Annotated in this window: 23 protein-coding genes; 5 read left to right on the forward strand and 18 right to left on the reverse strand. The window is 60.9% G+C overall.

Annotation, left to right across the window (positions count from 1 at the left end; all coding sequences use genetic code 11):
- Nucleotides 1–65: 65 nt before the first annotated feature.
- The 4 genes from folA to LG30_RS0106840 form a co-directional block, all read right to left on the reverse strand.
- Nucleotides 66–560 (reverse strand): type 3 dihydrofolate reductase, encoded by a 495-nt coding sequence (gene folA / locus LG30_RS0106825; RefSeq protein ID WP_033129976.1) that lies wholly within the window; start codon nt 558–560, stop codon nt 66–68.
- Between the two features lie 24 nt (nt 561–584).
- Complete coding sequence (locus LG30_RS0106830) at nt 585–1052, reverse strand: threonine/serine exporter family protein (RefSeq protein WP_033129977.1); 468 nt, start codon at nt 1050–1052, stop codon at nt 585–587.
- A gap of 94 nt (nt 1053–1146) precedes the next feature.
- Nucleotides 1147–1959 carry a threonine/serine exporter family protein gene (locus LG30_RS0106835; RefSeq protein ID WP_033129978.1) on the reverse strand — a complete coding sequence of 271 codons (813 nt, stop codon included), beginning with the start codon at nt 1957–1959 and terminating at the stop codon, nt 1147–1149.
- 216 nt (nt 1960–2175) lie between these two features.
- Entirely contained in the window at nt 2176–2514 is a 339-nt protein-coding gene (locus LG30_RS0106840; protein ID WP_033129979.1) for a DUF3135 domain-containing protein, read from the reverse strand.
- Nucleotides 2515–2915: 401 nt separating this feature from the next.
- Between LG30_RS0106840 and mog the strand changes: the two genes are divergently transcribed.
- The gene (gene mog / locus LG30_RS0106845) at nt 2916–3446 is read left to right on the forward strand and encodes a molybdopterin adenylyltransferase (RefSeq protein ID WP_033129980.1); all 531 of its coding nucleotides are present in this window, start codon (nt 2916–2918) and stop codon (nt 3444–3446) included.
- A gap of 226 nt (nt 3447–3672) precedes the next feature.
- On the opposite strand, the gene LG30_RS0106850 is transcribed toward mog, so the two are convergent.
- The 4 genes from LG30_RS0106850 to LG30_RS0106865 all read right to left on the reverse strand — a co-directional run bounded on the left by LG30_RS0106850 (nt 3673) and on the right by LG30_RS0106865 (nt 8056).
- The gene (locus LG30_RS0106850; RefSeq protein WP_033129981.1) at nt 3673–4428 is read right to left on the reverse strand and encodes a DNA/RNA non-specific endonuclease; all 756 of its coding nucleotides are present in this window, start codon (nt 4426–4428) and stop codon (nt 3673–3675) included.
- 241 nt (nt 4429–4669) lie between these two features.
- Nucleotides 4670–5647, reverse strand: coding sequence for a cytochrome-c peroxidase (locus LG30_RS0106855; protein WP_033129982.1), 978 nt, complete (start codon nt 5645–5647; stop codon nt 4670–4672).
- Nucleotides 5648–6062: 415 nt separating this feature from the next.
- Nucleotides 6063–6971 (reverse strand): pseudouridine-5'-phosphate glycosidase, encoded by a 909-nt coding sequence (locus LG30_RS0106860; RefSeq protein WP_033129983.1) that lies wholly within the window; start codon nt 6969–6971, stop codon nt 6063–6065.
- Nucleotides 6965–8056: a PfkB family carbohydrate kinase gene (locus LG30_RS0106865; RefSeq protein ID WP_033129984.1), complete on the reverse strand. Its 1092-nt coding sequence runs from the start codon at nt 8054–8056 to the stop codon at nt 6965–6967. The genes LG30_RS0106860 and LG30_RS0106865 overlap by 7 nt, the downstream gene beginning before the upstream one ends.
- A 317-nt stretch (nt 8057–8373) precedes the next feature.
- Between LG30_RS0106865 and LG30_RS0106870 the strand changes: the two genes are divergently transcribed.
- Both LG30_RS0106870 and LG30_RS21400 read left to right on the forward strand, forming a co-directional pair.
- Entirely contained in the window at nt 8374–8877 is a 504-nt protein-coding gene (locus tag LG30_RS0106870) for an RNA methyltransferase (RefSeq protein ID WP_033129985.1), read from the forward strand.
- A 6-nt stretch (nt 8878–8883) separates the two neighbouring features.
- A complete protein-coding gene (locus tag LG30_RS21400; RefSeq protein WP_081966037.1) occupies nt 8884–8979 on the forward strand; it encodes an RNA methyltransferase in 96 nt (31 codons plus the stop codon).
- A 158-nt stretch (nt 8980–9137) separates the two neighbouring features.
- Here LG30_RS21400 and LG30_RS0106875 read toward each other — a convergent pair whose 3' ends face one another.
- Entirely contained in the window at nt 9138–9875 is a 738-nt protein-coding gene (locus LG30_RS0106875) for a hypothetical protein (protein WP_033129986.1), read from the reverse strand.
- A gap of 202 nt (nt 9876–10077) precedes the next feature.
- Between LG30_RS0106875 and LG30_RS0106880 the strand changes: the two genes are divergently transcribed.
- Nucleotides 10078–10509 carry a universal stress protein gene (locus tag LG30_RS0106880; protein ID WP_033129987.1) on the forward strand — a complete coding sequence of 144 codons (432 nt, stop codon included), beginning with the start codon at nt 10078–10080 and terminating at the stop codon, nt 10507–10509.
- A gap of 233 nt (nt 10510–10742) precedes the next feature.
- Here LG30_RS0106880 and LG30_RS0106885 read toward each other — a convergent pair whose 3' ends face one another.
- The 6 genes from LG30_RS0106885 to gpt form a co-directional block, all read right to left on the reverse strand.
- Nucleotides 10743–11378, reverse strand: coding sequence for a murein L,D-transpeptidase catalytic domain family protein (locus LG30_RS0106885; protein ID WP_033129988.1), 636 nt, complete (start codon nt 11376–11378; stop codon nt 10743–10745).
- A gap of 156 nt (nt 11379–11534) precedes the next feature.
- Nucleotides 11535–12788 carry a glutamate-5-semialdehyde dehydrogenase gene (locus LG30_RS0106890; protein WP_033129989.1) on the reverse strand — a complete coding sequence of 418 codons (1254 nt, stop codon included), beginning with the start codon at nt 12786–12788 and terminating at the stop codon, nt 11535–11537.
- A 99-nt stretch (nt 12789–12887) separates the two neighbouring features.
- Nucleotides 12888–13991 carry a glutamate 5-kinase gene (proB, locus tag LG30_RS0106895; RefSeq protein ID WP_033129990.1) on the reverse strand — a complete coding sequence of 368 codons (1104 nt, stop codon included), beginning with the start codon at nt 13989–13991 and terminating at the stop codon, nt 12888–12890.
- A gap of 137 nt (nt 13992–14128) precedes the next feature.
- Nucleotides 14129–14521, reverse strand: a complete 393-nt coding sequence (gene crl, locus LG30_RS0106900) for a sigma factor-binding protein Crl (RefSeq protein ID WP_033129991.1) — start codon at nt 14519–14521, stop codon at nt 14129–14131.
- Nucleotides 14522–14583: 62 nt separating this feature from the next.
- Entirely contained in the window at nt 14584–15852 is a 1269-nt protein-coding gene (frsA, locus tag LG30_RS0106905; RefSeq protein WP_033129992.1) for an esterase FrsA, read from the reverse strand.
- Between the two features lie 179 nt (nt 15853–16031).
- Nucleotides 16032–16499 carry a xanthine phosphoribosyltransferase gene (gpt, locus tag LG30_RS0106910; RefSeq protein ID WP_025325960.1) on the reverse strand — a complete coding sequence of 156 codons (468 nt, stop codon included), beginning with the start codon at nt 16497–16499 and terminating at the stop codon, nt 16032–16034.
- Between the two features lie 919 nt (nt 16500–17418).
- Between gpt and LG30_RS0106915 the strand changes: the two genes are divergently transcribed.
- Entirely contained in the window at nt 17419–18870 is a 1452-nt protein-coding gene (locus LG30_RS0106915) for an aminoacyl-histidine dipeptidase (protein WP_033129993.1), read from the forward strand.
- Nucleotides 18871–19539: 669 nt separating this feature from the next.
- On the opposite strand, the gene LG30_RS0106920 is transcribed toward LG30_RS0106915, so the two are convergent.
- From LG30_RS0106920 to LG30_RS0106930, 3 genes are all read right to left on the reverse strand, one after another.
- Nucleotides 19540–20529: an ABC transporter ATP-binding protein gene (locus tag LG30_RS0106920; protein WP_033129994.1), complete on the reverse strand. Its 990-nt coding sequence runs from the start codon at nt 20527–20529 to the stop codon at nt 19540–19542.
- Between the two features lie 100 nt (nt 20530–20629).
- A complete protein-coding gene (locus tag LG30_RS0106925; RefSeq protein ID WP_033129995.1) occupies nt 20630–21688 on the reverse strand; it encodes an ABC transporter ATP-binding protein in 1059 nt (352 codons plus the stop codon).
- Nucleotides 21678–23519: an extracellular solute-binding protein gene (locus LG30_RS0106930; protein WP_033129996.1), complete on the reverse strand. Its 1842-nt coding sequence runs from the start codon at nt 23517–23519 to the stop codon at nt 21678–21680. Before LG30_RS0106930 ends, LG30_RS0106925 begins: the two co-directional genes overlap by 11 nt.
- Nucleotides 23520–23596: the final 77 nt, after the last annotated feature.

A 23596-nucleotide genomic window follows, 5' to 3' on the forward strand; every position in this document is an offset into this window, starting at 1 on the left:
CGTAATTGGGACATAGCCAAAAAAAAGCCCCTCGCAACGGGAGGGGCCTGCTTGGTGCGAGTGGACTAGCGTCGCTGCCAGGTCTCGAAACGGTAGGGGTGCGGGTTCTTCTCGTCCGCCGGGTGCGCCTCGCGCTCTAGGCACAGCCACTCCCCCTCGTCGAAGGCGGGGAAACGGGTGTCCCCCGGGACCGCCAGCTCGATCCGGGTCAGGTAGAGGCGATCCGCCCTCGGCAGCAACTGGCCATAGAGATGGCCGCCGCCGATCACCATCAGCTCATCCACCGCCTCGCCGCTCGCCAGCAGCGCCAGCGCGGCCTCGACCGAATCGACCACCTCCACCCCATCGACCCGGTAATCGGGGTTGCGGCTGATCACCAGGTTGCGGCGCCCGGGCAGCGGCCGACCGATGGACTCGAAGGTCTTGCGCCCCATCAGCACCGGCTTGCCGAGCGTGACCCGCTTGAAGTGGGCCAGATCGGCGGGCAGATGCCAGGGCATCTGGTTGTCCAGCCCGATTACGCGATCCTGCGCCATGGCGGCAATCATGGAAATTTGCATGGGTTCAGCCTCTTGCAGCCTGTCTCAGACAATGGGCCGGTTACGGTACACGACCAGGGAGGGGATCGCCAAACCGAAACTGAGCGCACCCACGATAAACAGCACCTTGAGGCCATTGGTCACCGCATGATGGATAAGCTCGGTCGTCACCCCCGAGATGTTGAGCTCCACCACGGCGATCATGGTCTTGAACGCATAGACACCCGGGATCATGGGGATGATGGAGGCGACGCTGAACACCGGCCGGGGGGCCAGCAGACGCTGCGACCAATAGACGCAGACAAAGCCGACCGTGGTGGACGCCGCCAGGGTGGCCCACTCGATGGGCATGCCGTAATGGATCAGCAGGGTGCGCAGGCTGTGGGCCAGGGCACCGCCCATGGCGCAATACTTCAGCATGCGCGGCGGCACGTTGAACAGCATGGCGAAGCCCACCGCAGGGATGGCCGACCAGAACGCATCCCTGGCCAGCAGCAGGAGCAGATCCATCATGGTGTTTCCCCCAGCCGAACCGGCAACTGCTGGCGGCGGATAAGCGCTGCACCTAGGGGGAATGGCCCTGGCCCGCAGGCCCTTTCATTTCGCCTCATATCGAGTCCCACCACAGCTTCCAGCCCCAGATCCCGGTGACCGACATGGCCAGCACTATACCGATGACGGCGCTGACGGTGAGCAGGGTCGCCGTGCCCCAGCGGGCCAGCCCCAGATTGAAGTAGCCCTTCACCATGTCGGACACGGCGTTGATGAGCGGGAAGCCCGGCACCAGCAACAGCACGCTGGCCGCCATGGTGAGATAGGGTTGGTCTCCCCACTGGAAGTAGGTGGCGCTGGAGGCGATCAGGGTGGCGACAAACCCGGTCACGGCGAAGTTGATGAGCGGGCTGTGATGATGGCGGGCCATCAGCTGGCGCACCCGCATCGCCACCGCAGAGGCGACGAAGGTCACCAGGAAGATGGGCCAGTCGCCGCCGAACAGCAGGCTGAAGGCACCGCAGGAGAGCCCCACCATGGGCACCACCAGCCAGGGGTGATAGTGGAATGGCACTATGCCGTCGAGCCGCTGGCGTACCTCCCGCACCCCGACAAGCTCCTTCTCCGCCAGGATGCAGAGGCGCTGAACCTCGCACACCACCTGCATGTTGATGCCCTGATCCCGCACCCGGCGGGTGGTGGTGACGCAGTTGCCCTGATAGAGGCTGGTCAGCACTATGGCGCTGGCGGAGATGGCCATCTCGACGCTCTCCAGCCCGAGAGCCAACCCGAGCCGGACCGTGGTCTGCTCTATGATGCGCCCCTCGGCCCCATGTTGAGCCAGCAGCTGGCCCACCTTGACGATGATCCGGGTGATCTCTGTCTGTTGTTCCGATGACAGCACCCTTCTTGGCGTGATACTTCTCATAATCCCTTAGAGTCGTAGCAAAATAAAAGGTATCGGTATATTACCCCAATCATTAATTACCTTCATCTGGAACGGACGCTCGGCCCAATTAAGGCATTAATAAATCAGCCAGCACGGATTATTTGCAGCAAATAAAAAACAAGCCACCACATTGATTAACAACATGATGACTTGCTCTGAAAAAAACGCTGAAAATAGTGAGTAAATATCAATAAATTATTTATCTCTACGATGATCGGAGAGCCGAACAATATTATTTCCCGACAACATATTGCCGCCCCCAAATGGCGGCTCGTCATTAAGATGATTGAGCTGACTGCGCATGGTGAAGAAGGACTCGTGCATCATGTTGGCGATCCGGATGCAGCTGTCCAGATTGTTCTTGGCCAGCCGACGCTGACAGTCGATGCGAAATTGCAGGCCCCGCAGGCGCCGCTGCCGATCGGGCCCCACCTGCTCGATCAGGGCATCTATCTGCTGGTGCAGCAGCTCATCGAGCCGTTCCGGTTCGGCAAGGGCCCAGTGTTTCAGGGTATCGAAATCAGGCAGCTCCATATGCCCTCCTGGCCAGAGGCCTCATGTGTGACACTTCATGACTACGTTCAGCACATAATTTCACCGTCCGTAATGAAGGTTATATAAGATGGCGGCGGATCTGGTTCAGTCAGTACGCGTCACTGGAGTCCGGTTTTGAAGAAATGGCGGGATACTGCGGGGGAGTTAAAGATTTATTCTTTATGGATCATATGATTATCAACGGAGCATCGACGCTACTTTTTTTATAAATTTTATCGGCCCATATCATGGGCTTTATTCCCAAACCATCGACAAACGCAGGATTGTTTTCGTTCGAACCAGATTATCCTGTACACCTTGGCAAGGCTCGCCGTGGTTTAACATATCTCACTGATTATGTTATTTTATTTGCCACTTTCCCGAGCGATAAAGAGCACAGCATGAGCAAGGCAAGAATCGGCATCGTCACCGTCAGCGATCGCGCCAGTGCAGGCATCTATGAAGACCTGTCCGGCAAGGCCATCATCGACACCCTGAGCACCTACCTGACCTCGGAGTGGGAGCCCGTCTACCGGCTCATCCCGGATGAGCAGGCGCAGATCGAAGCCACCCTGATCCAGCTGGCCGATGAGGAAGGTTGCAGCCTCATCGTCACCACGGGCGGCACAGGCCCCGCCAAACGGGACGTGACGCCGGAAGCCACCGAGGCGGTCTGCGATCGCATGATGCCGGGCTTTGGCGAGCTGATGCGGGCGGAATCCCTCAAGTTCGTGCCCACCGCCATCCTCTCCCGCCAGACCGCGGGCCTGCGGGGCAGCAGCCTCATCGTCAACCTGCCGGGCAAGCCCAAGTCGATCCGCGAGTGCCTGGATGCGGTCTTCCCCGCCATTCCGTACTGCATCGATCTGATGGACGGCCCCTACCTCGAGTGCGACGAGAGCGTCATCAAGCCATTTCGTCCCAAGAAATAAGAAAATGGACGGGATGAACCCGTCCATTTTTATTGACGATCACTCGCTTTGATCCCGACCTTGTCCCTCGTGAATGGTCCTCTATTCCGATCCGCTTAATGGCGACCCGGATATCAAAACCCTGCCGGTCGGCTGTCACATCGCCTATTAGTTCCCGACTGAAATAGCTCCTCTTGCCAGCTGATTCTATGGTGCAGACACGAGATCAGGGCCTGGCACGCCGTGCCTAATTACCCCACATCGCCATCAATTGGGATTCCATGGCCTCCTCCTGCTCGTCCGGCAGGCTGGCGAAGAAGTCGAGCCCGGTCTGCTCCTCCACCGCATCCACCGTCACTATGTAATCCGCCAACTTGCTGGATGGAATATTTTGTTGCGGCAGGATGAAGGCGATGGCCTCCTGGTTCGCCACGTCCATCACCACCCGGTAATAAGCGTGGGGCACTGTCACACCGTTACCGATAGACGCGTCGGAGTTGGTGAAGATGGGGCCTGTGATCACATAGACATCCTGATAGGCGACGGCCCACTGGCGGGTCTTCTCCTCCAGGATGCGCCAGGCGCCCTGATTCAGAGCCGGCAGTTGCGGGGTCATGTTGGTCAGCAGGAAGCTCTGCTTCATGGTGGTGGTGGTGGAGCGCATGTCCGCCGCCGGCGCCTGATGACCGCGGTCATAGCCGGAGCCCTTGTAGTCCGCCAGGGTGGCACGGAACTGCACCGGCACCTCCTTGTCTTCGGCGAAGGCATCCTTGCGCGGTACCTGGCCCTGGGCGCTGGCCGCCGTCATCCGGTAGGAGACCCAGTCAGAGACCTTGGTGTCATAGTTGTAGCCGGCTGCATAGCCTTCCCGGCACAGCAGCTGGCTGGATTGGCTGGGCACTCCGAGGGTGACGTGGTCCCTGCACTGAAAACCCGCAGCCAGGGTCGGGAACGTGGTGAGAGTGAATCCGATAGCCAGAATTAACTTATTAATATTGTTCATTATTATGCCACTCCTTGTGTTAGGCGGAGTGATTTGACACCAGGTCTGACGAGTTAGGCAATTGCGCGAATAAGGAGCTTTTTGGAAACGTGAAGGAGGCGACAATCTGGCCAAAATCCTGCGGCCAGGTGGGGGATTGTCATCGCGATGTCATTGTGCTGAACATGGCATTTTTTCCATTTAATCAAACAGATGTAGGCATAAAAAGCGGGGCGACAGCCCCGCTCTGCGGCCCCGCCGATCAGCTCTTGACCTGGGGCCTGGGGGTATCGGCCTGGGACGGTGGCAGTATGGGCAGCACTATCTGTGGCTGCTCGCCGGTCAGGCTCTTGAGGAAGGCGGTCATGTCCTGTGCCTCCTGCTCGCTCAGGCGCTGACCCAGCTGGATATCCGCCATGATCTGCACCGCCTCCTTCAGATCCCAGACGGCCCCGTCGTGGAAGTAGGGGGTGGTCAGCTCTATGTTGCGCAGGGTGGGAACCTTGAACCAGCCGATGAACTGCTTCTCCCCGGTCACCCCGCCCCGGCCCTGAGCCGGGTTGCTGGTCTCGTAATGCTTGACCAGCCCCATCTTCTGGTAGGAGTTGCCGCCGATGGCGACCCCGTTGTGGCAGGCGGTGCAGCCCTTGTCCTTGAACAGCTGATAACCGGTCAGCTGCTGCGCCGTCAGCGCCTTGGCATCCCCCTTCAGCCAGCGATCGAAGGGGGCATTGGGGGTAACCAGCGTCTCCTCGAAGGCGGCAATGGCGTCGGTCACCTCGTCGATGCCAAAGTCCGGTTTGCCGTAGATAGCGTCGAAACGGGCGCGGTACTCGGGCAGGGTGTGCAGGGTCTCCACCGCCAGCTTGTGGGTGAAGGCCATCTCCAGCGGGTTGGCGATGGGGCCGGCCGCCTGCTCCTTCAGATCCTTGGCGCGACCGTCCCAGAACTGCACGAAGTTGAGGCTGGAGTTGAGCACGGTCGGTGAATTGATCGGCCCCTCCTGCCATTTGTGGCCGAGGGAGCTGACCTGATTGTCCACTCCGCCGGTCGCCAGGTTATGGCAGGAGTTGCACGAGATGGCGTTGGACTTGGAGAGCCTCGGCTCGAAGAACAGCATCTTGCCCAGCTCGACTTTTGCCGGCTCACCCACCTTGACGGCTTCCACCGGTTGTACCGGCTCGCTTGCCCACCCCAGTCCGGGCAAGGATAACGCCAGCAGCAGATAATATTTATTCATTATTCTCTCTCCCTTGAGTCTGCGAATGATCGCAGTCCCAGCCTGACGGAGAAATACCGGGTATTATTTGTCCAGGATCAAGAGGAAAACTCAAAAAACATAATAAAAACAATGACTTTAATTTTCACGGACGGAATGGGGGCGGGGCCTTGCGGGGAAAAAACAACTGAATTCTGATGCGTGAATTATGAACGGACGGGACCGAAACAACAGCCAATTAACTAGATTGGGGCCATTGAATAAAGCGATTATTAAATATTCAATGCCCGCTCCTCATTATTAGCATGTATATAAAATATATCATTCAATAATGTGCAACGGGTTCACCGAATATCGCTATAAATAACGCAAAGAGTTGCGGCGTTATCAATGAAAAAGAGGGCCTGGTGGCCCTCTTTTATCGCTTAGCACGCCCTCACAGGCTGGCGGCAATCTTTGCCCCCAGGGCGGCGTTGTTCAGCACCAACTGGATGTTGGCCGCCAGGGAGTTGCCACCGGTCAGCTCGCACACCCGCGCCAGCAGGAAAGGCGTAGACTCCTTGCCCTTGACGCCCTGCTCTTCGGCTTCCTGCAGCGCCTGTTTGATGGCGGCGTCGATGTCGGCCCTGGGCATGGCGAATTCGGTCGGGATCGGGTTGGTCACCACGGCGCCACCGGCCAGCCCCAGCTCCCACTTGAGGCGCAGGGCCTCGGCGATTGCCGCCGGGGTATCGAGGCGGTAATCCACCTTGAAGCCGCTCTCGCGGGTGTAGAAGGCGGGCAGCTCCTCGGTCTGGTAGCCGATGACCGGCACGCCCTGAGTCTCCAGGTACTCCAGAGTCAGGCCGATATCGAGGATCGACTTGGCGCCGGCGCAGACCACGGCCACCGGGGTATGGGCAAATTCTTGCAAGTCAGCCGAGATGTCGAAGGTCTCCTGGGCACCGCGGTGCACGCCGCCGATGCCGCCGGTGGCGAACACCCGGATGCCGGCCATGGCGGCGATGATCATGGTGGAGGCGACCGTGGTCGCCCCAAGCCCCTTGTTCGCCAGCACGAAGGGGATGTCACGGCGGCTGCACTTGGTGGCGGCATGACCGGCCCGGCCCAGCGCCTCCAGCGCCCCCGCATCCAGACCCACCTTGAGGCGGCCATCCAAGATGGCGATGGTGGCCGGCACGGCACCGTTGTCGCGCACGACTTGCTCTACCTGGCGCGCCGTCTCCACGTTCTGCGGATAGGGCATGCCGTGGGAGATGATGGTGGACTCCAGGGCCACGACCGGCTTGCCGGCGGCCAGGGCAGCGGCGACTTCAGGTTGGATATCGAGGTAAGCGTTCAACATGGGTACTCCTCCAGCATGCGTTCAACGGCGGCCTTGGATAGGCCGGAAAAGACGGTATCGGAACAATTGACGGTGAGGGCGGCGCAGCCGAGGGCGAAACGGGTGGTGTCGGTCATGTCGCTCTCCTGCAACCAGGCGTGGGCCAGCCCAGCCATGAAGGCATCACCGCCTCCGGTCACGTTGACGACAGGGCTGCCGAGCACGGGCAGATGGCCCTGGCACTCCCCGTCGCTGTAGAAGATCCCCTGATCGCCGAGACTCAGGAACAGCCGCTGCACCCCGGCGCGGTGGAACCAGGCCGCCGCCATGGTCCAGGTATCGGGACCGGCGATGCGGAAGCCGCACAGCTGCTCGGCCTCGCTGCGATTGGGTTTGAGGGTGTGGATCCGGTGCAACCAGGGGCGGATCTTCTCCACCTTGGCCACCGAGACGGTGTCGACGAAGATGATGTGCTCCCCCTGGCGCTCGAACAGCCAGTCGAGGGTGTGGGTCGCGAGGTTGGTGTCGAGCACCCAGAGGCTGGCCGCCCCGAGGAAGCCGCTGAGCGGGGTGAGCCTGGCCGGGGTGAGTTCGTCGATGATCCCCATGTCGTTGACGGCGCAGCTCATCTCGCCGCTGCCATCGTGCAGGCTGAGGTAACAGGAGGTCGCCTGGCCGTCCAACATCAGCACCTGGCGCACATCGACGCCGGCGCGCTGGGTCACGTCCAGCAGGTGATGACCGTATTGATCGTTGCCCACCGCGCTCAACAGCCGGGTATCGGTGCCGAGCCGTGCCAGGTTCTCGGCGATGTTGCGCCCCACCCCGCCGGCGGAGGTCCGCACCTGGCCCGGGTTGGAATCACCGATGCGCAGGTTATCGTGGCTGGCGCCGCAGATATCCATGTTGGCACCGCCGATCACCACGGCGTAGGGCCCTTCCCGCAGCACATAGCCCCGTCCCTGCACATAGCCCTGGCGCATCAGGCTGGAGATATGGCTCGCCAGCGCCGAGCGGCTGATCCCGAGGCGATCCGCCAGATCCTGCTGGGCAATCATGGGATCCTGGCGCAGCAGGGCGAGGATCTCTTGTTCACGCTCCGTCATAGACAAACATCCAGTTGTAAACGTTTGTCTATTATTGTCCAAAAACGTTTTCCCGCCATCGCCACATACAAAAAATGTCGGATCGCGCACAAAAAATCACCGGACATTGCCCGGCAATAAAAATGGTTTTCAGACGATTCCATTCAGCCCAGTAATCCCCGGATCTCGTCATCGCTCGGCATCAGGGGCCGTGGGTCAGGTGATGGCGCTGCTGGCGACTGAGGGCGACCTGCTCGCACGATCGGCTCATGATCACGCGCCGCCATGGGCAAACTGCGAGGCGAGGGTATAATGCGGCCGCCACAGAGGAGAGAGAGATGAAAGAGTCAGGCCATGACGGCAAAGAGAGGAGCATCCCCCTGCTGGAGCAGCGCACAGAGGCTGGCTATTGCTGCATCGGACTGGTCAACCCCAAGTCACCGGAGAACGTGGGGGCCGTGATGCGGGCCGCCGGCTGCTACGGGGCGGACGAGGTCTACTACACCGGCAGTCGCTTCGAGCTGGCGCGCCGCTTCGCCACCGATACCAAGCAGATGGTGGAGAAGATCCCCCTGCTCGGGGTGGACGATCTGCTGGCGTTCGTGCCCCGAGGTTGTACCCCTGTGCTGGTGGATCTCATCGAGGGCGCCACCTCGCTGCCGGACTATGTGCACCCGGAGCGCGCCTTCTACATCTTCGGCCCCGAGGATGGCACCCTGGATCCCGCCCGCTTCGCGGCGGTGAAGGAGGTGATCTATGTGCCGACCAAGGGGTGCATGAATCTCGCCGCCTCGGTCAACGTGATCCTCTACGATCGGCTGGCCAAGCGGCTGCGAGGCTAATAGGAAGTGATCTACGTATCCATACCCAAGGGGTGCATGAATCTCGCCGCCTCGGTCAATGTGATCCTCTACGATCGGCTGGCCAAGCGGCTGCGAGGCTAGTAGGAAGTGATCTACGTATCCATACCCAAGAGGTGCATGAATCTCGCCGCCTCGGTCAATGTGATCCTCTACGATCGGCTGGCCAAGCGGCTGCGAGATGGGCGTAGCGAATAATAGACGTGAGACACCAGTGAGGGAGGCCGCCAGGCCACGGGACCTTATTTACCCGCCCGCTTCTCCTGCTGCCTGACGAAGTCGCGATAGTAGTCGTAGAGCTCGTTGCGCCTGTATATCTCGGCCAGGGTGCCGCGCCGCAGCAGCTTGATCATGCCGGGATCCCATAGCCGCTGCAGATGCCGCCCCTTCTCGGTATCGGCGAAGATGGGGTAGGTCGGCACCCAGCGCAGGAAGAGGCGGGTCATGTCGGAGGGGATCTCCCCCTTCGGGTAGAGCACCCCGGCCGTCAGGTAGTAGCGGTAGCGCTCCTTCGCCAGCAGTAGCAGCGCCATGTCGTGACTGTCTATCTCATACCAGCGCATCGGTACCGGTATGAACTTGTCGAAGGCCCAGCCCCGCAGCCAGAGCACGTCCTGATCCCGCAAGCTCTCTTCTCCCTGCCACTCTGACCGCCATTTCTGCAGCATCAGCACAGTCACATCATCGGCCGAGGCCGGATAATCCGGCTGGTGTACTCCCGGTACCTCCCCCTGATAGACCCCCATCGCCATGTCGCCGCCTTTCTGCGCCACCACCGCCAACGCCCGCTTGTAGGGCACTATATGGGGATGGATGGCATAACCCTGCGGCTCATAGATGGCGCGCACTATGTCCAGATAGACGCCATGACCATCGGCCTGGCAGAAGCCGGGCCAGTCATCGCAGTAGACGTGTATCAGGTTGGCCCGGATGGGCCCGGCGAGCAGCAGACAGCACAGCAGGAGAAGCGGTCGAACCATGTACCAGTATTCCTCGGTGGCGGCGCCCTCTGCGAGGGATCACAGGAGGCCGGCACGTTAAAGCCTTAACACATCATAGGAAGTTCTCGCACCGGCTCCTATCTTTTCCCCGTTTTGCGAGCGGGTCGAGGGTATTTGCCGCCCCGATGGGTACTATGGACAATAAGATTCATTAGTGACCCAATCAGCGAGGAGTCTCATCATGCCAACCATCAAGTCACTACTCTGCCCCGTCGATTTTTCCGAGATGTCCAGGGCCGTACTCGACTATGCCGTCTTCATGGCCAAGAGTCATCAGGCCGAGCTCAAGCTGGTCCACGTAGTGGATCAACTGCACGGTTTCGACAGCTACAAGATCCTCCACATGACCGCCATCGAGATCACCCACGAGATGGAGCGTCAGGCCAAGACCCAGCTCAAGGAGCTGGTCGCCATGCTGCCCATCCCCGCCACCTTCGAGGTGCGCTTCGGCCGCGCCGCCGACGAAATCGTCATTCAGGCGAAGGAGGACAAGGTGGATCTGGTGGTCATGGGCAGCCACGGCCGCTCCGGCATCAGCCACCTGCTGGTGGGCAGCGTCGCGGAATCCGTGGTGCGCCACGCCCCCTGCCCGGTGCTGGTGGTACGCAAGTAACAGGTGACCCCCGACCGAAACAAGAAGGCCAGCGTTTGCTGGCCTTCTTGTTATTGATTGCCACGGGGCGTTCGCCTCAGAATCTGTTCACGAGCTGTGACGAGAGGTCGTCAGCAAGGTAAAGAGCAGCGCAGGAACCGGAGTTTATAGACATAAATGAGCCCTTGGTTTCACATAAGCGAGCAGCACATGAGCCTTGATCACGGCCTCGCAGTAAGATCGTGGACAGGTTCTCAGCCGTGGGCGTAGATGACGCTGCCCCCCTTGATGAGGTCGATGATGGCCCTCGACTGCTCCCTCGGCAGCGCGGGGCAACCCCAGCTGCGGCCCAGCTTGTCATATTTCTGCAAATGCCTTGGGCTGGCATAGTCCGCCCCGTGCACGACGATGGCACGCTTGCGGGCATTGCTGTTCTGGCCCGGGCTCAGGCCATCGAGGCGCAGCGAATAGCCGTGCTTGCCCTGATAGGTCTCGGCGGTGCGATAGACTCCGAGGGAGCTCTGTCTGGAGTTGAGTTGATTGGAGAACTGGCGGGCGGCCAGCTCCCCCGAATTGCGGCCGTGGCTGACCCAGGTGTGATAGAGCAGCTTGTGGCGTTTGACGTCGATGACGAACAGCCGGCGCATGGTCGAGGGCTTGCTGTAGTCGATGATGGTCAGAATGGGTTTTCGCTTGTGCTGCACCCGCTGATAACCCTGCAGGGCCTTGCGAAAGACCTGCTTGTCGAGCTTGCCCGCCAGCCCGAGCTGGCGGTAGAGATCCTGATCCCAGCTGGCGTGGCTGGCGCCGCTGAAACAGAGCGCCCCCAGCAGCAAGGGCAGGCTCAACCAGAGCCAACCCAGTCGGGCAATCCAGTCTGTGTGCTTCATCCTTGAAGTTGCTCCCGTTCTGGCTGGTAGCCGAGTGTCCGAAATATCGCCACTGCTTGCTGGATAGTTATATGCAAGCCCCTGATAGGCCGCAATAAAAAAGCATAAAAATGCCGACATGAGTCGGCATTTTTGATGATGGCGAAACAGCCTGACTCAGGCACGGCTCAGATAGTCCGCCAGCCCAACCCATTTGTAGCTGGTGAGCTCGGTCAGTCCCATGGGGCCGCGGGCGTGCAGCATCTGGGTCGACACCGCCACCTCGGCACCGAGGCCAAACTGGCCACCGTCGGTGAAACGGGTGGAGGCGTTGACATAGACGGCCGCCGAGCCGGCGCCGTTGACGAAACGCTCGGCGTTGGCAAGGTCGTTGGTCAGGATGGCGTCCGAGTGACCGGCGTTGTGCTCGCGCATGTGGGCAAGCGCCTCGTTCACGTCGGCCACCAGCTTGACTCCCAGGGTCAGCCCCAACCATTCGGTGTCGAAATCTTCCGCACCTGCCTCGCACAGGTTGTCGGCCCCTGCCAGCAGTGGCATGGCGTTGGCGGCCCCCACCAGGGTCACCTTGCGCTCATTCATCAGGGAGACCAGCTGCGGCAGGAAGCGGGCGGCGATCTGCTTGTGGACCAGCAGGGTGTCGAGGGCGTTGCAGGCGGAGGGGCGCTGCACCTTGGCGTTGTCGATGACCGCCAGGGAGCGCGCCAGATCGGCGCTCTCGTCCACGAAGATGTGGCTGATGCCGAAGCCCCCGATGATGACGGGGATGGAGCTGTTCTCCTTGCACATCTTGTGCAGCCCGGCGCCGCCCCGGGGGATGATCATGTCAACATAGCGATCGAGGCGCAGCAGCTCCCCCACCAGCGCCCGGTCCGGGTTGTCGATGTATTGCACCGCCTCGGCCGGCAGGCCGGAGGCGGCCAGCGCGCTCTGGATCACCCGTACCAGCTCCAGATTGGAGTGGAAGGTCTCGCGTCCGCCGCGCAAGATGCTGGCGTTGCCGGTCTTGAGGCAGAGGCTGGCGATGTCGATGGTGACGTTGGGGCGCGCCTCGTAGATGACGCCTATGACCCCGATGGGCACCCGGCGACGGGAGAGGCGCAGGCCGTTCTCCAGCACCCGGTTGTCGATCTCGGCACCGACCGGATCGTCGAGCACTATCACCTTGCGCACGTCCGCCACTATGCCGGCCAGCCGCTCGGGGTTGAGCAGCAGCCGATCCAGCATGGCCTCAGCCAGGCCAGCCTCGCGGCCCGCCGCGATGTCTTTCTCGTTGGCGGCCAGGATCTGCTCGCCGCGCGCCTCCAGCTCGTCGGCGATGGCGGCCAGCGCCCGGTTCTTCTGCGCCGTACTCATGCCGGTAAGCTGATAGGCCGCCTCACGGGCCGCCTGCCCCATTTTCTCCAGACTCATAAGTTGATCCTTATTGGACACCGCCTTATAGCAGCACCATATCATCTCTGTGGATGGCCCATGATCCCATAGCCGTAGGACCTATCGGAGCCGGCTGCTTTACAGCAGCACCATGTCGTCTCTGTGAATGGCTACGGCGCCGTAACCGTAACCCAGTACCTGCTCTATCTGATCCGAATGTACACCGCGCAAGCGATCCAGCTCGTTGTGATCGTAGCGGCAGATGCCGCGCGCCAGCTCGCAGCCCTTGGGATCCAGGATGCGCACCACGTCGCCGCGCACGAAGTCGCCCTTGACCGCGACGATGCCCTTGGGCAACAGGCTGGAACCTTTATCCTGCATGGCGGCGACGGCGCCCTGATCCACCTGGACCTCACCATGGGGGGGTGGGCCTGCCAGGATCCAGCTCTTGCGCCCTTCCAGCGGCGAGGCCAGCGCCGGGAACAGGGTCCCGACCCGCTCTCCCGCGGCGAGGCGGCCGATCACCTCGGGGATCTGGCCGGTGGCAATCACCACGTTGACCCCGGCCCGGCGCGCCACGTCGGCCGCCTGCAGCTTGGTCGCCATGCCGCCGGTGCCGAGCCCGCTGACGCTGTCACCGGCCAGGGAGCGCAGGCTGTCGTCTATGGTCTGCACCTCTTCGATCAGCTGGGCATCCGGGTTGCTGCGGGGATCGGCGGTAAAGAGCCCCTTCTGATCGGTGAGCAGGATCAGCAAGTCGGCATCGGCCAGGATGGCGGCGCGGGCGGAGAGGTTGTCGTTGTCACCCACCTTGATCTCGGCGGTGGCCACCGCATCGTTCTCGTTGATGACGGGGATGATGCGATGATCGAGCAGGGTACGCAGGGTGTCGCGGGCATTGAGGTAGCGCTCGCGGTCTTCCAGATCGGCGCGGGTCAGCAACATCTGACCGATGTGCAGCCCGTAGAGGTTGAACAAATCCTGCCACACCCGGATGAGCTGGGTCTGGCCGACCGCTGCCAGCATCTGCTTGTTCGGCAGGGTCGGCGCCAGCGGGGGATGGCCCAGATGTTCACGCCCGGCGGCGATGGCCCCCGAGGTCACCAGTACGACACGATGGCCGAGACGGTGCAAGGCGGCGCACTGCCTGACCAGCTCCACCATGTGGGCACGGTTGAGCCGGGCAGAGCCCCCGGTGAGCACGCTGGTGCCCAGTTTGACGACTATGGTTCTGTTTTCCATGGGAACAACGAGGTTAAAAAAGTAAGGAATCCCTTTATACCCACGGCCTTCTTGCCCTGCAAGGCAATTAAGCCTCGCAACTGTTGCTCGCAAGGAAGACGGTCCTGCGCGTCCATGACACGCAGGACCGGTACGGGTTAAGCGGCGGTCACGCTCAGCTCGGCGGTCACCTGATCGGCGGGGGAGAGCTTGCACTCCAGCGCGGTGAGTTTGTCGCTGATGAGCTTGTAGAAGTGGTTCAGGGTCCGCTCGACTTCGACCTGATGCTTCTTGGGCAGCGGCTTGTTGATCCACTCCCCCTCGGCGTTGTAGAAGCCCGTCTGATAGTGATAGCTGAAGTGGTGATCGTCCTGCTCCAGCACCAGCCACCAGCCCCAGAACTCCCGTTTGTCCGGCGCCGGTTTGGCGCTGATGCACACGGAGAGGCAGTCGAAACGGTAGCGCCCCTCCTCGCACAGATCTTCGCGCAAATAGGGGCCGATCGCAGCGAATTGCCGCAGCAGTCGCTTGTAGGTCACTCTCTCTGACATGCTAACCTCCCTGTTGAACAAGCCATAGCATCACAAGGTGATGTTACATTTTTAGTGTTATATCAAGTGCATAAATGCTTTTTGAGCCAATCTACCGTCTCTTTCAGCGCCTCGTCGTACACCTCCAGCAGAGGCTGTTTGTCAAACACCACCGCCTTGCCGTTGCGGCTGGCGGAGGCCAATGCCCGGACATCCTGCTCGGGGCAAATAAAATCTCGCTTGTGCCCGATACTCAATATCGGCACAGAGGTACGGCTCCCCAGCAAGCCTTGGGTCTTGAGGGAGAAGACCTGGCACTTGGCGCGCATCAGATCCCACTGGGCCGCATCGGCCCCCAGCCGGTTCGCCAGGCCATCGCGCATCATGCGCGGGCAACGGGCAAACATCTCCTGATTGGTAAACACCTGATTGACGCCGGCGCCGATGCAGACCACGGTCCGCAGCTTGAACGGCTCGATGAAGGCGAGCCGCGCCGCCACGTTGCCGGCCAGGCGGAATCCCACCATGGCGATGCGCTGATGATCGACCCAGGCTACCTCGGAGAGATAGTGCAGGACCGCCTGATGCAGCCGGCTGGTGTCCTGCACCAGCGGCCAGTGCTCGGCGTAGCCGATGCCCGGCATGTCCAGCGACAGCATGCCGATGCCGTGGGGTTCGAGACACTTGAAATAGAAGTTGAGAAAATCGACCTGCAACGAATCGATGCCACCGCTGACGATGACCAGGGGCACCGGCTTGTCGGTGGTGGGCAGGTGCAGATAACCCTGGATGGTCTTGCCCCGAAACGGTACCTGCAGCTCCTTGAGCGGCACCTTGAACAGCCGGCCCGCCTCGCGGTACGCCATGTTGCCAAGCAACTGGGCCTGATCCGCCAGCTCGTCATTCTTCAGATGGGGATAGCTGGCGATGGAGTAGTAACGCACCGACTTGAGCAGGTTTTTCAGCGCACCGGCCGAGTCGCCTTGCGCGACCTGCTCGCGCCCCTGATTGAAATAGCGGCCGCCCAGCTGGCTCCATTCATAGACCCAGTTGCCTGGCACATAGCCCTTGATGGTATCCAGGTAGCGCTCGTGTGTGCGTTCCCCCTGCCCCATGGCGATGCGGGCCAGGATCTGCTCTACCTCGACCGGATCGGCCCCTTGCCAGGCCCAGGTCGGCCTGCGCAGCAAGCGGTACCAGTGGGGGGACAAAGCACCGTCGATGAAGCTCTCGGTCAGGCTGCTGTCATGCTCATCCACCGGACTGGAGTTGGATATTTCGGAGGTCTCCAATACCTTTTTGATCCGGGTAAACAGCTTTTCCGTCAGGTTGGTATCGTCGTTTGGTTCCAAGATGGTGACTCTTCTGTCTCAAGCGATGGTCCATCTTAACCACTTTTCACGCCGGGCAGCCACATGAGAAAAAAGAAAGGGCCCCAAACAGGGGCCCCTTGAAACCATGTTCATCCTGGCGGCAACGGATATGACCCATGCCCGGCTCAGAAGGCCCGCGCCGTGCCCCTGCAGCGCTATTACTCTTCGTCGCAGATCGGGTTGGCAAATTCCAGCGCCATGTCCCAGGGCTGTTCAATCCAGGTGTCCTGCGGGATGGCCACTTCGAAATCATCCAACAGCTGCTCGCCCATGGGCTTGGCAAAGATGGCGATGAACTTGGCCTTGGGATAGAGCTCACGGATCGCCTTGGCGGTAGTACCGGTATCCACCAGATCTTCCACGACCAGCCAGCCTTCCCCATCACCGGCGGTGGTCGCCGCTTTGACGACCACCAGCTCGCGCTGGCTGTTGTGGTCATAGCTGGAGATGCAGAGGGTTTCGACATTGCGAATGCCAAGTTCACGAGCCATCAGCGCGGCAGGCACCAGACCGCCACGGCTGACCGCGATGATCCCTTTCCACTGGCTGACCGGCAGCTGACGACGGGCCAGGCGGCGCGCTTCACGTTGCAGGTTGTCCCACGATACGTAGAATTTCTTTGGCATAATATCGATCTCGAAGAGTTATATAAAACAATCACTTAAAAATCAGCACGAACCAAAAATGGGTCGGCGTCTGTCAATTCTGGCCCCCTGCTCGCCAAATTTGGCTTGCACTTCGGCCGCCTCGGGAGGAGACCCTCGGCAGCAAACGCTGGTGCAATGATGAAGCAGGATGGGCATCGCCGGCGGTCATGTCGATCGGAAGCAAGATCGCAGACCGGCTGTTGGGGCGGCATAATAGCATCGTTTGTACAGAAAATGCCTGACAAACGTATGCGAAAGCGGGAAAAATCAGTTTCATCCATAGCAGTCGAGCCATCTGGCACACCTTATTTTCCCACCCGGGCGACGGATGCCACCGGATAAAAAAATAGCAGGGGGAGGATGAAGACCTCGCACACCTGCTTATTTACGTTGCCTGTCAGCCGGGCTGACTGACCGTCTTAGCGACGGCTGGCGTAGGGGTTAGGGTAGCTGAAGCCCTGGGTATAGAGAGACTGGGCAAACCAATAGGTTGAATTGCTGCCTGACATAATAAAACTCCTGATTGCTTAACAAGTTACGTACCTTTATGCGGGCTCAGATCCTTGAACAAACACTCGGTTCCGTGGAGGCGCACTTGCTTTGCTTCGGTTCCCTGGAGGCATTCATTGTCATCCTGACAAGTGGTTGACCCACGGCGGCTAATTTACCATCCGGCCCCGAAAAAACAATATTTTTGTGATGCATGTCACACATTATCTTTGTGCTGGTCCGGGTCTATACGGTAGCTATCTGTACCGTTTTTGCTCTCTTTATCAGCATAAGCAGACCGCAATTTGCACTGCTCGCTCACATTTTTGTGTTTTTGGCTGTATTATCGTTAGCCTCTTCCTCGGCCCCCTGGGCCCGGTCCATTCCCGTGCTGGTAAGGAGTCCCAACGTGGCACAGCTTAGCTCTCTCTCCCCCCAACTGATTTGGCAATTCTTCGAACAGATCTGCTCCATTCCCCACCCCTCCAAGCACGAAGCCCAGCTGAGCGCCTGGATAGTGCAGTGGGCTCAGGGGGAAGGTCTGGCGGTCAAGCAGGACGCCGTGGGCAACATCATCATCAAGAAGCCAGCCACGCCGGGGATGGAAAATCGCAAGGCCGTGGTGCTGCAGGCCCACATCGACATGGTGCCCCAGGCCAATGCCGATACCCAGCATGACTTCACCCAGGATCCCATCGATGCCTACATCGATGGGGACTGGGTCACCGCCCGTGGCACCACCCTGGGTGCCGACAACGGCATGGGCATGGCCGGCTGTCTGGCCGTGCTGGCCGACAAGACCATCAAGCACGGTCCACTGGAAGTGCTGCTGACCACAGACGAAGAGACCGGCATGACCGGCGCCTTCGGCCTGGAAGCGGGCTGGCTGGAGGGTGAGATCCTGCTCAACACCGACTCCGAAGAGGATGGCGAGGTCTACATGGGCTGCGCCGGCGGCGTGGATGCCAATATTCGCTTCCCGCTGGAGCTGGTTGCCGCCACCGAAGGCGAAGGCTTCGAGCTGCAGGTGAAGGGGCTGCGTGGCGGTCACTCCGGGGTCGACATCCACCGCGGTCGTGGCAACGCCAACAAGCTGCTGGTACGCCTGCTCAAAGCCGCCGAGCCGCTGGGGGTGCGCCTTAGCGAGATCCATGGCGGCACCCTGCGCAACGCCATCCCCCGCGAGGCGCGCGCCAAGCTGCTGGTGCCCACCACCAGCGTTAACGAGTTCAAGGCCCTGGTCGACCGCTATGCCGGCATCTATCAGAGCGAGCTGGCGGCCACCGAGGCGAACCTGACCGTGCTGCTCAATGCCCAGGACAAACCGGCCAAGTTGATGAGCGAAGCCCTGCAGGCGCGCCTGCTGGACTCCCTGATGGCCTGCCCGAACGGCGTCATCCGCATGAGCGACGCCATCCCGGGCGTCACCGAGACCTCCACCAACCTGGGGGTCATCAAGACCCTGGATGGCGAGGTGTATGTACAGTGCCTGATCCGTTCCCTGATCGACTCCGGTCGCGAGAGCGTCGAGCAGATGACCCGCTCCCTGTTCAATCTGGCCGGCGCCAGCTGTGAATTCACCGGCGCCTACCCGGGCTGGGCGCCGAACGTGGACTCGCCGGTGATGGCGCTGGTACGCAACAGCTACCAGACCCTGTTCGGCGAGATGCCGAACGTCATGGTGATCCACGCCGGTCTCGAGTGCGGTCTGTTCAAGAACGCCTACCCGGATTGGGACATGGTCTCCTTCGGCCCGACCATTCGCGGCGCCCACTCGCCGGACGAGAAGGTACATATCCCGGCGGTCGAGCGCTTCTGGCAGCTGCTGGTCCACGTGCTGGAACAGATCCCGGCCAAATAAGCCGTATCAGTGACATCGATGCCCCGCCCAGTGCGGGGCATTTTATTGCGCCCTCCCCTTGCCCCTTCCCCTGGCCATGCGCCATTTTTCCCCTTTCACCGCGATGCATTCCGCCATCAGCCGGGTGGCCACGCACTGGCCTGCGGCATTGCTTTCTCTGAAACCGTATCCATAAGAAACTCTTTATTTGAAAACCCTTTCCATGATTTATGTAAATTTACAACACAAAAAGTTGATCCAGCTCACAAAAGCCCATAGGATAAAACCGTGACCCAGGTCACAGATAACAATCAGTAACAGAGCGATGAGGTGAGTATATGTTTGAGAACCTGGCAGTACTGTTCCACCTTAAGGGTGCAACCAGCAAGAAAGGCGTGGTAGAGAAAGACACTTATGCGCCTGCAACCCGTCACTACTACTTCCGCTATGGTGCCTGAACTTTTTTGGCTGAAAGTGAAACGTAGTAAAATTACACAAATAACGATCCACACAGCAGCCATCCCCTCAGAGGGGTGCTGTCCTGCCCAGGCCAGATGTTCCACGGCCGAACCTGAACTCCAACCATGAAGATGGGGCCCACAGGCCCCATTTTTTTATTGCTCGTTTTTCCATGACCCATCCCTGATGCCCCTGGCATGACAGGTAGCGGCCAGCCTGACTGCACCCGCCTTATCTCGCCTCGCCTTTGGCATCCACCGGCAAGGGGAAGTGGCAGGCCACCTGATGGGTGGGCCCGCAGCTATCCAAGTCAGGCGACTGGTTGCGACACAGCTCGGTGGCATAGGGGCAGCGCTGGTGAAAGTGGCAGCCGCTCGGGGGCGAGATGGGGGATGGCACATCCCCGCCGAGCGGGATGCGCTGGCGACGCCTGCGCGGATCCGGCACCGGAATGGCCGAGATCAGCGCCTGGGTATAGGGATGGCGCGGGTTCAGGTAGAGCTGCTGGGCCTCCGCCAGCTCGACGATCCTGCCTAAATACATCACCGCTATCCTGTCCGAGATGTGCTTCACCACCGACAGATCGTGGGCGATGAAGAGGATGGCGAGGTTCATCTCCCGCTGCAGGCTGAGCAGCAGGTTGAGGATCTGGGACTGTACCGACACGTCCAGCGCCGAGACGGCCTCGTCGCACACCAGCAGCTTGGGCTTGAGGGCGATGGCGCGGGCTATGCCGATGCGCTGACGCTGGCCGCCGGAGAACTCGTGGGGGTAGCGATCCAGCGCCGTGTGCGGCAGACCCACCTTGTCGAGCAGCTCGCTCACCCACTGCCGCCGCAGCGCCGGGCTACCCTTGCCGTGGATGATGAAGGGCTCCTCCAGGATCTGGCCGACCGTGTGGCGACTGTTGAGGGATTCTGCAGGATCCTGGAATACGATCTGCATCTCCTGGCGCAGGGAACGCATCTCGCGGGCGGACAACTTGGTGATGTCCCGCCCCTCGAAACTGATCTGCCCCGCCGTCGGCTCGAACAGCTTGAGCAGGGATCGCCCCAGGGTGGATTTGCCACAACCTGACTCCCCCACCAGCCCCAGCGTTTCCCCTTGTTTCAGCTCGAAGCTGATGCCGTCCACCGCATAGACGGTGTAACGCTTGCGCAGGAAGCCGCCCCCCATCCGAAAATGCTGCTTGAGATCCCGTACCGCCAACAAAGTGCTCATCGATCGCTCCCCTTACCGTCGAGGAGAGATAACGGCATAAAGCCAGCCCCCTCAGCCATTCCGAAGTGCTGCTTCAGATCCTGTACCGACAACAACAGGCTCATAGACTCAACTCCTTCCAGTGATGGCAGGCCACCTGGTGGCGTTCGGCCAGCTGTTCGCTCATGGGCACAGTCCCCACGCAGAGCTCGGTGGCGTGGGGGCAACGGTTCGCGAAGCGGCAACCCGCCGGCATCTCGCCGAAGGCGGGCACCTGACCCCTGATGGTCTTGAGCGGGCTCTTGGGTACGTCGTCGAGACGCGGGATCGAACTCATCAGGCCCTGGGTATAGGGATGGCGCGGATGGTCGAACAGCTCGAAGATGTCGGCCCGCTCCACCGCCCGGCCCGCATACATCACCACCACCTCGTCGCACAGCTCCGCCACCACCCCGAGATCATGGGTGATGAAGATGATGGCCATGCCGGTCTGGGCCTGCAACGCCTTCATCAGCGCCAGGATCTGGGCCTGGATGGTCACATCCAGCGCCGTGGTCGGCTCGTCGCAGATCAGCAAGTCCGGCTCACAGGCGAGCGCCATGGCGATCATCACCCGCTGACGCATGCCGCCAGAGAGGTTGTGGGGATAGGCATCGAAGCGCCGCACCGGCTCCGGGATCCCCACCTTCTGCAACATGGCGATGGCGGCGTCCTTGCGCTCGCGCTTGCCATAGTCGGGTCTGTGCAGGCTGAACACTTCCATCAGCTGGGCCCCCACCGTCTGCACCGGATTCAGGGCCGTCATCGGCTCCTGGAAGATCATGGAGATGCGGTTGCCACGCACCCTGTACATCTGATCCGCCGGCAGCGACAGCAGCTCCTCCCCCTGAAAACGGATGGAGCCCGCCACCACCTGGCCATGGGGCCGCGGCAGCAGCCCCATGATGGCGAGCGCGGTGACACTCTTGCCACAGCCGGACTCGCCGACCAGGCCGAGGGTCTGCCCCGGCGCCACGGCGAAGCTGACGCCGTCCAGTACCCTGATCTTGCCGCCATCGACGGCGAACTCCACCTCGAGATCGCGCATCTCGAGGATCGGTGCCTTGCCCTGATCGTCATCGACGATCATCGCCACCCCATCATCCCGGGCGCCCTGGATGGGAGCTCCGCTATTGGCCATGGTCGCTCCCCTCTCGGTGCCGTGCATAGGTCTTGTCGAGTTGATTGATGGGCGCCAGCGCCTCGCCCGCTGCTTTGGCTTTCTGGGTCTCTTCCTTCAGCTTGGGATCGAGCCAGAGCAGGCCACCGCTGCTGTGGGGATAGCCATCCATGGGCCAGTAGAGCAGATCCGGGGAATTGCGGGTGGCAGGTACCTCGGGCAGCCTCACGTAGCGCCAGCTACTGGCCCGCACATAGTTGAGCTGCACGCCGGGCACGAAGATGGCGAGATCATAGATACGCTGCTGGATCTGGCGGGAGAGCGCGGCCCGCTTCGCGGTATCGAACTCGACGTCGTAGGCGTCGATCAGGGTGTCTAGCTGCTGGTCAGCCACGTTGAACAGGTTGTTGGTCTGGGGCTTGTTGGCGTTATCCGAGTGGAACGACTCCCAGTACTGCGGATAGAGGCCGCCCCCACCCCAGCCGAGCCAGGCTGCCTCGTGCTTCTTCTCCAGCATCACCTTGAAGCCAGTGGCGCCGTCCACCAGGTTGAGCTCCAGATCCAGGCCCGCCTTCTTGGCCTCCTCCTTGAGCAGCGTCAGCCGCTTGGAATGCTCCTGGGTGGTGTAGGTGACGGCCAGGGTGAGCCGCTCCCCCTTGTCGTTTTGCAAGATGCCGTCCGGCCCCGGCTTGCCGTAGCCCCCCTTGGCAAAGTACTCCCGCGCCTTGGCCACGTCATAGGCCCGCTCGGGCAGCGCCATGTCGGTAAAGTCGCCATAGCCCGAGCCGAAGGTGGTGGCTCTGTCGTAGTCCCCCCGCAACACGGTGGCGATCATCTTGTCGAGGTTCATGGCGTGCTGGATGCCGAGCCGCAGGTTGAGATCCGCCAGCTTGGGGTTGCTGACGTTGAGGTGCAGCCCCTGCCCCCCTTGCTTGGTGTCGGTCATGGCCATCACCTTCTGCACATAGCCCTTCTTGTATTCCGGGGTCACGGCTTTTTCATGCCACCAGTTCGGCAGGAGCATCTCGAAGCTGTCCAGCTCCCCCTTCAGGAAGTGGCGAAACGCGATGTTGTGATCCCGGATGACCTGCACCCTGATGGTATCGACGTTGAACCTGTGCTGGTTGTAGCGATCCCCCTGGGCCCACCAGTTCTGCTGCTTGCTGAAGGTGATGGACTTGCCCTTCTTCACCTCCGTCATCACATAGGGACCCGTGGTGGGCACCAGGGCCCAGTTGTACTGCTTCACCCAGTCGGGCGTGAGCTTGTAGTAGTGCCTGGGCTGGGGCCAGAGCTCTGTGGTGTTGAGCAGGTCCAGCCTGGCCTTGCGATGGCCCAACTTGACCAGGAGGGTATGCTCATCAATCTTCTCCACCGCCACTATCTCGGTGCTGTAGTAGTTGTTGTACCAGGGGGCCCGGATCTCTTTTGAGCGCATCATCTCGTAGCCAAAGGTGTAGTCATCGGCGGTGACCGGCTTGCCGTCCGACCATCTGGCGCGGGGATCCAGCTTGAAGTAGACGGTCTGGCTGTCCGGCGCGATGCTCCAGTGGGTCGCGAGCGAGGGGATGGGGTTGCCGGTGTTGGGGTGAAAGCTGATGAGCCTCAGCTGGTTGTCCTGAATGAAGGAGCGAAACGAGCCGTTGGAATCGGGCCCCACGGTGCGAAAGGTCAGCGGGAAGCTGTCGATGAAGAGATTGAGGGTGCCACCGGGGATCGCCTGTGGTGAGGCAAACACAGGGTCTGTGTCGTTGGTCTCCCACTTGAGATCCGCGGGCAGAGCGACGGCCCAGGCCATGGCCCCCTGCACCAGCAGCAGGGCCGCCCCTATCCATTTGATCTTGTTGTTCATCTTTGACCTCCTGGTCATCAATTCCTGCGCTTATCCCTGCACTCAGGAACGCCATAAATAAGGCTATGTCCCAATTA

Origin of the sequence: Aeromonas aquatica (assembly GCF_000764655.1) — a bacterium.
Lineage (GTDB): Bacteria > Pseudomonadota > Gammaproteobacteria > Enterobacterales > Aeromonadaceae > Aeromonas > Aeromonas aquatica.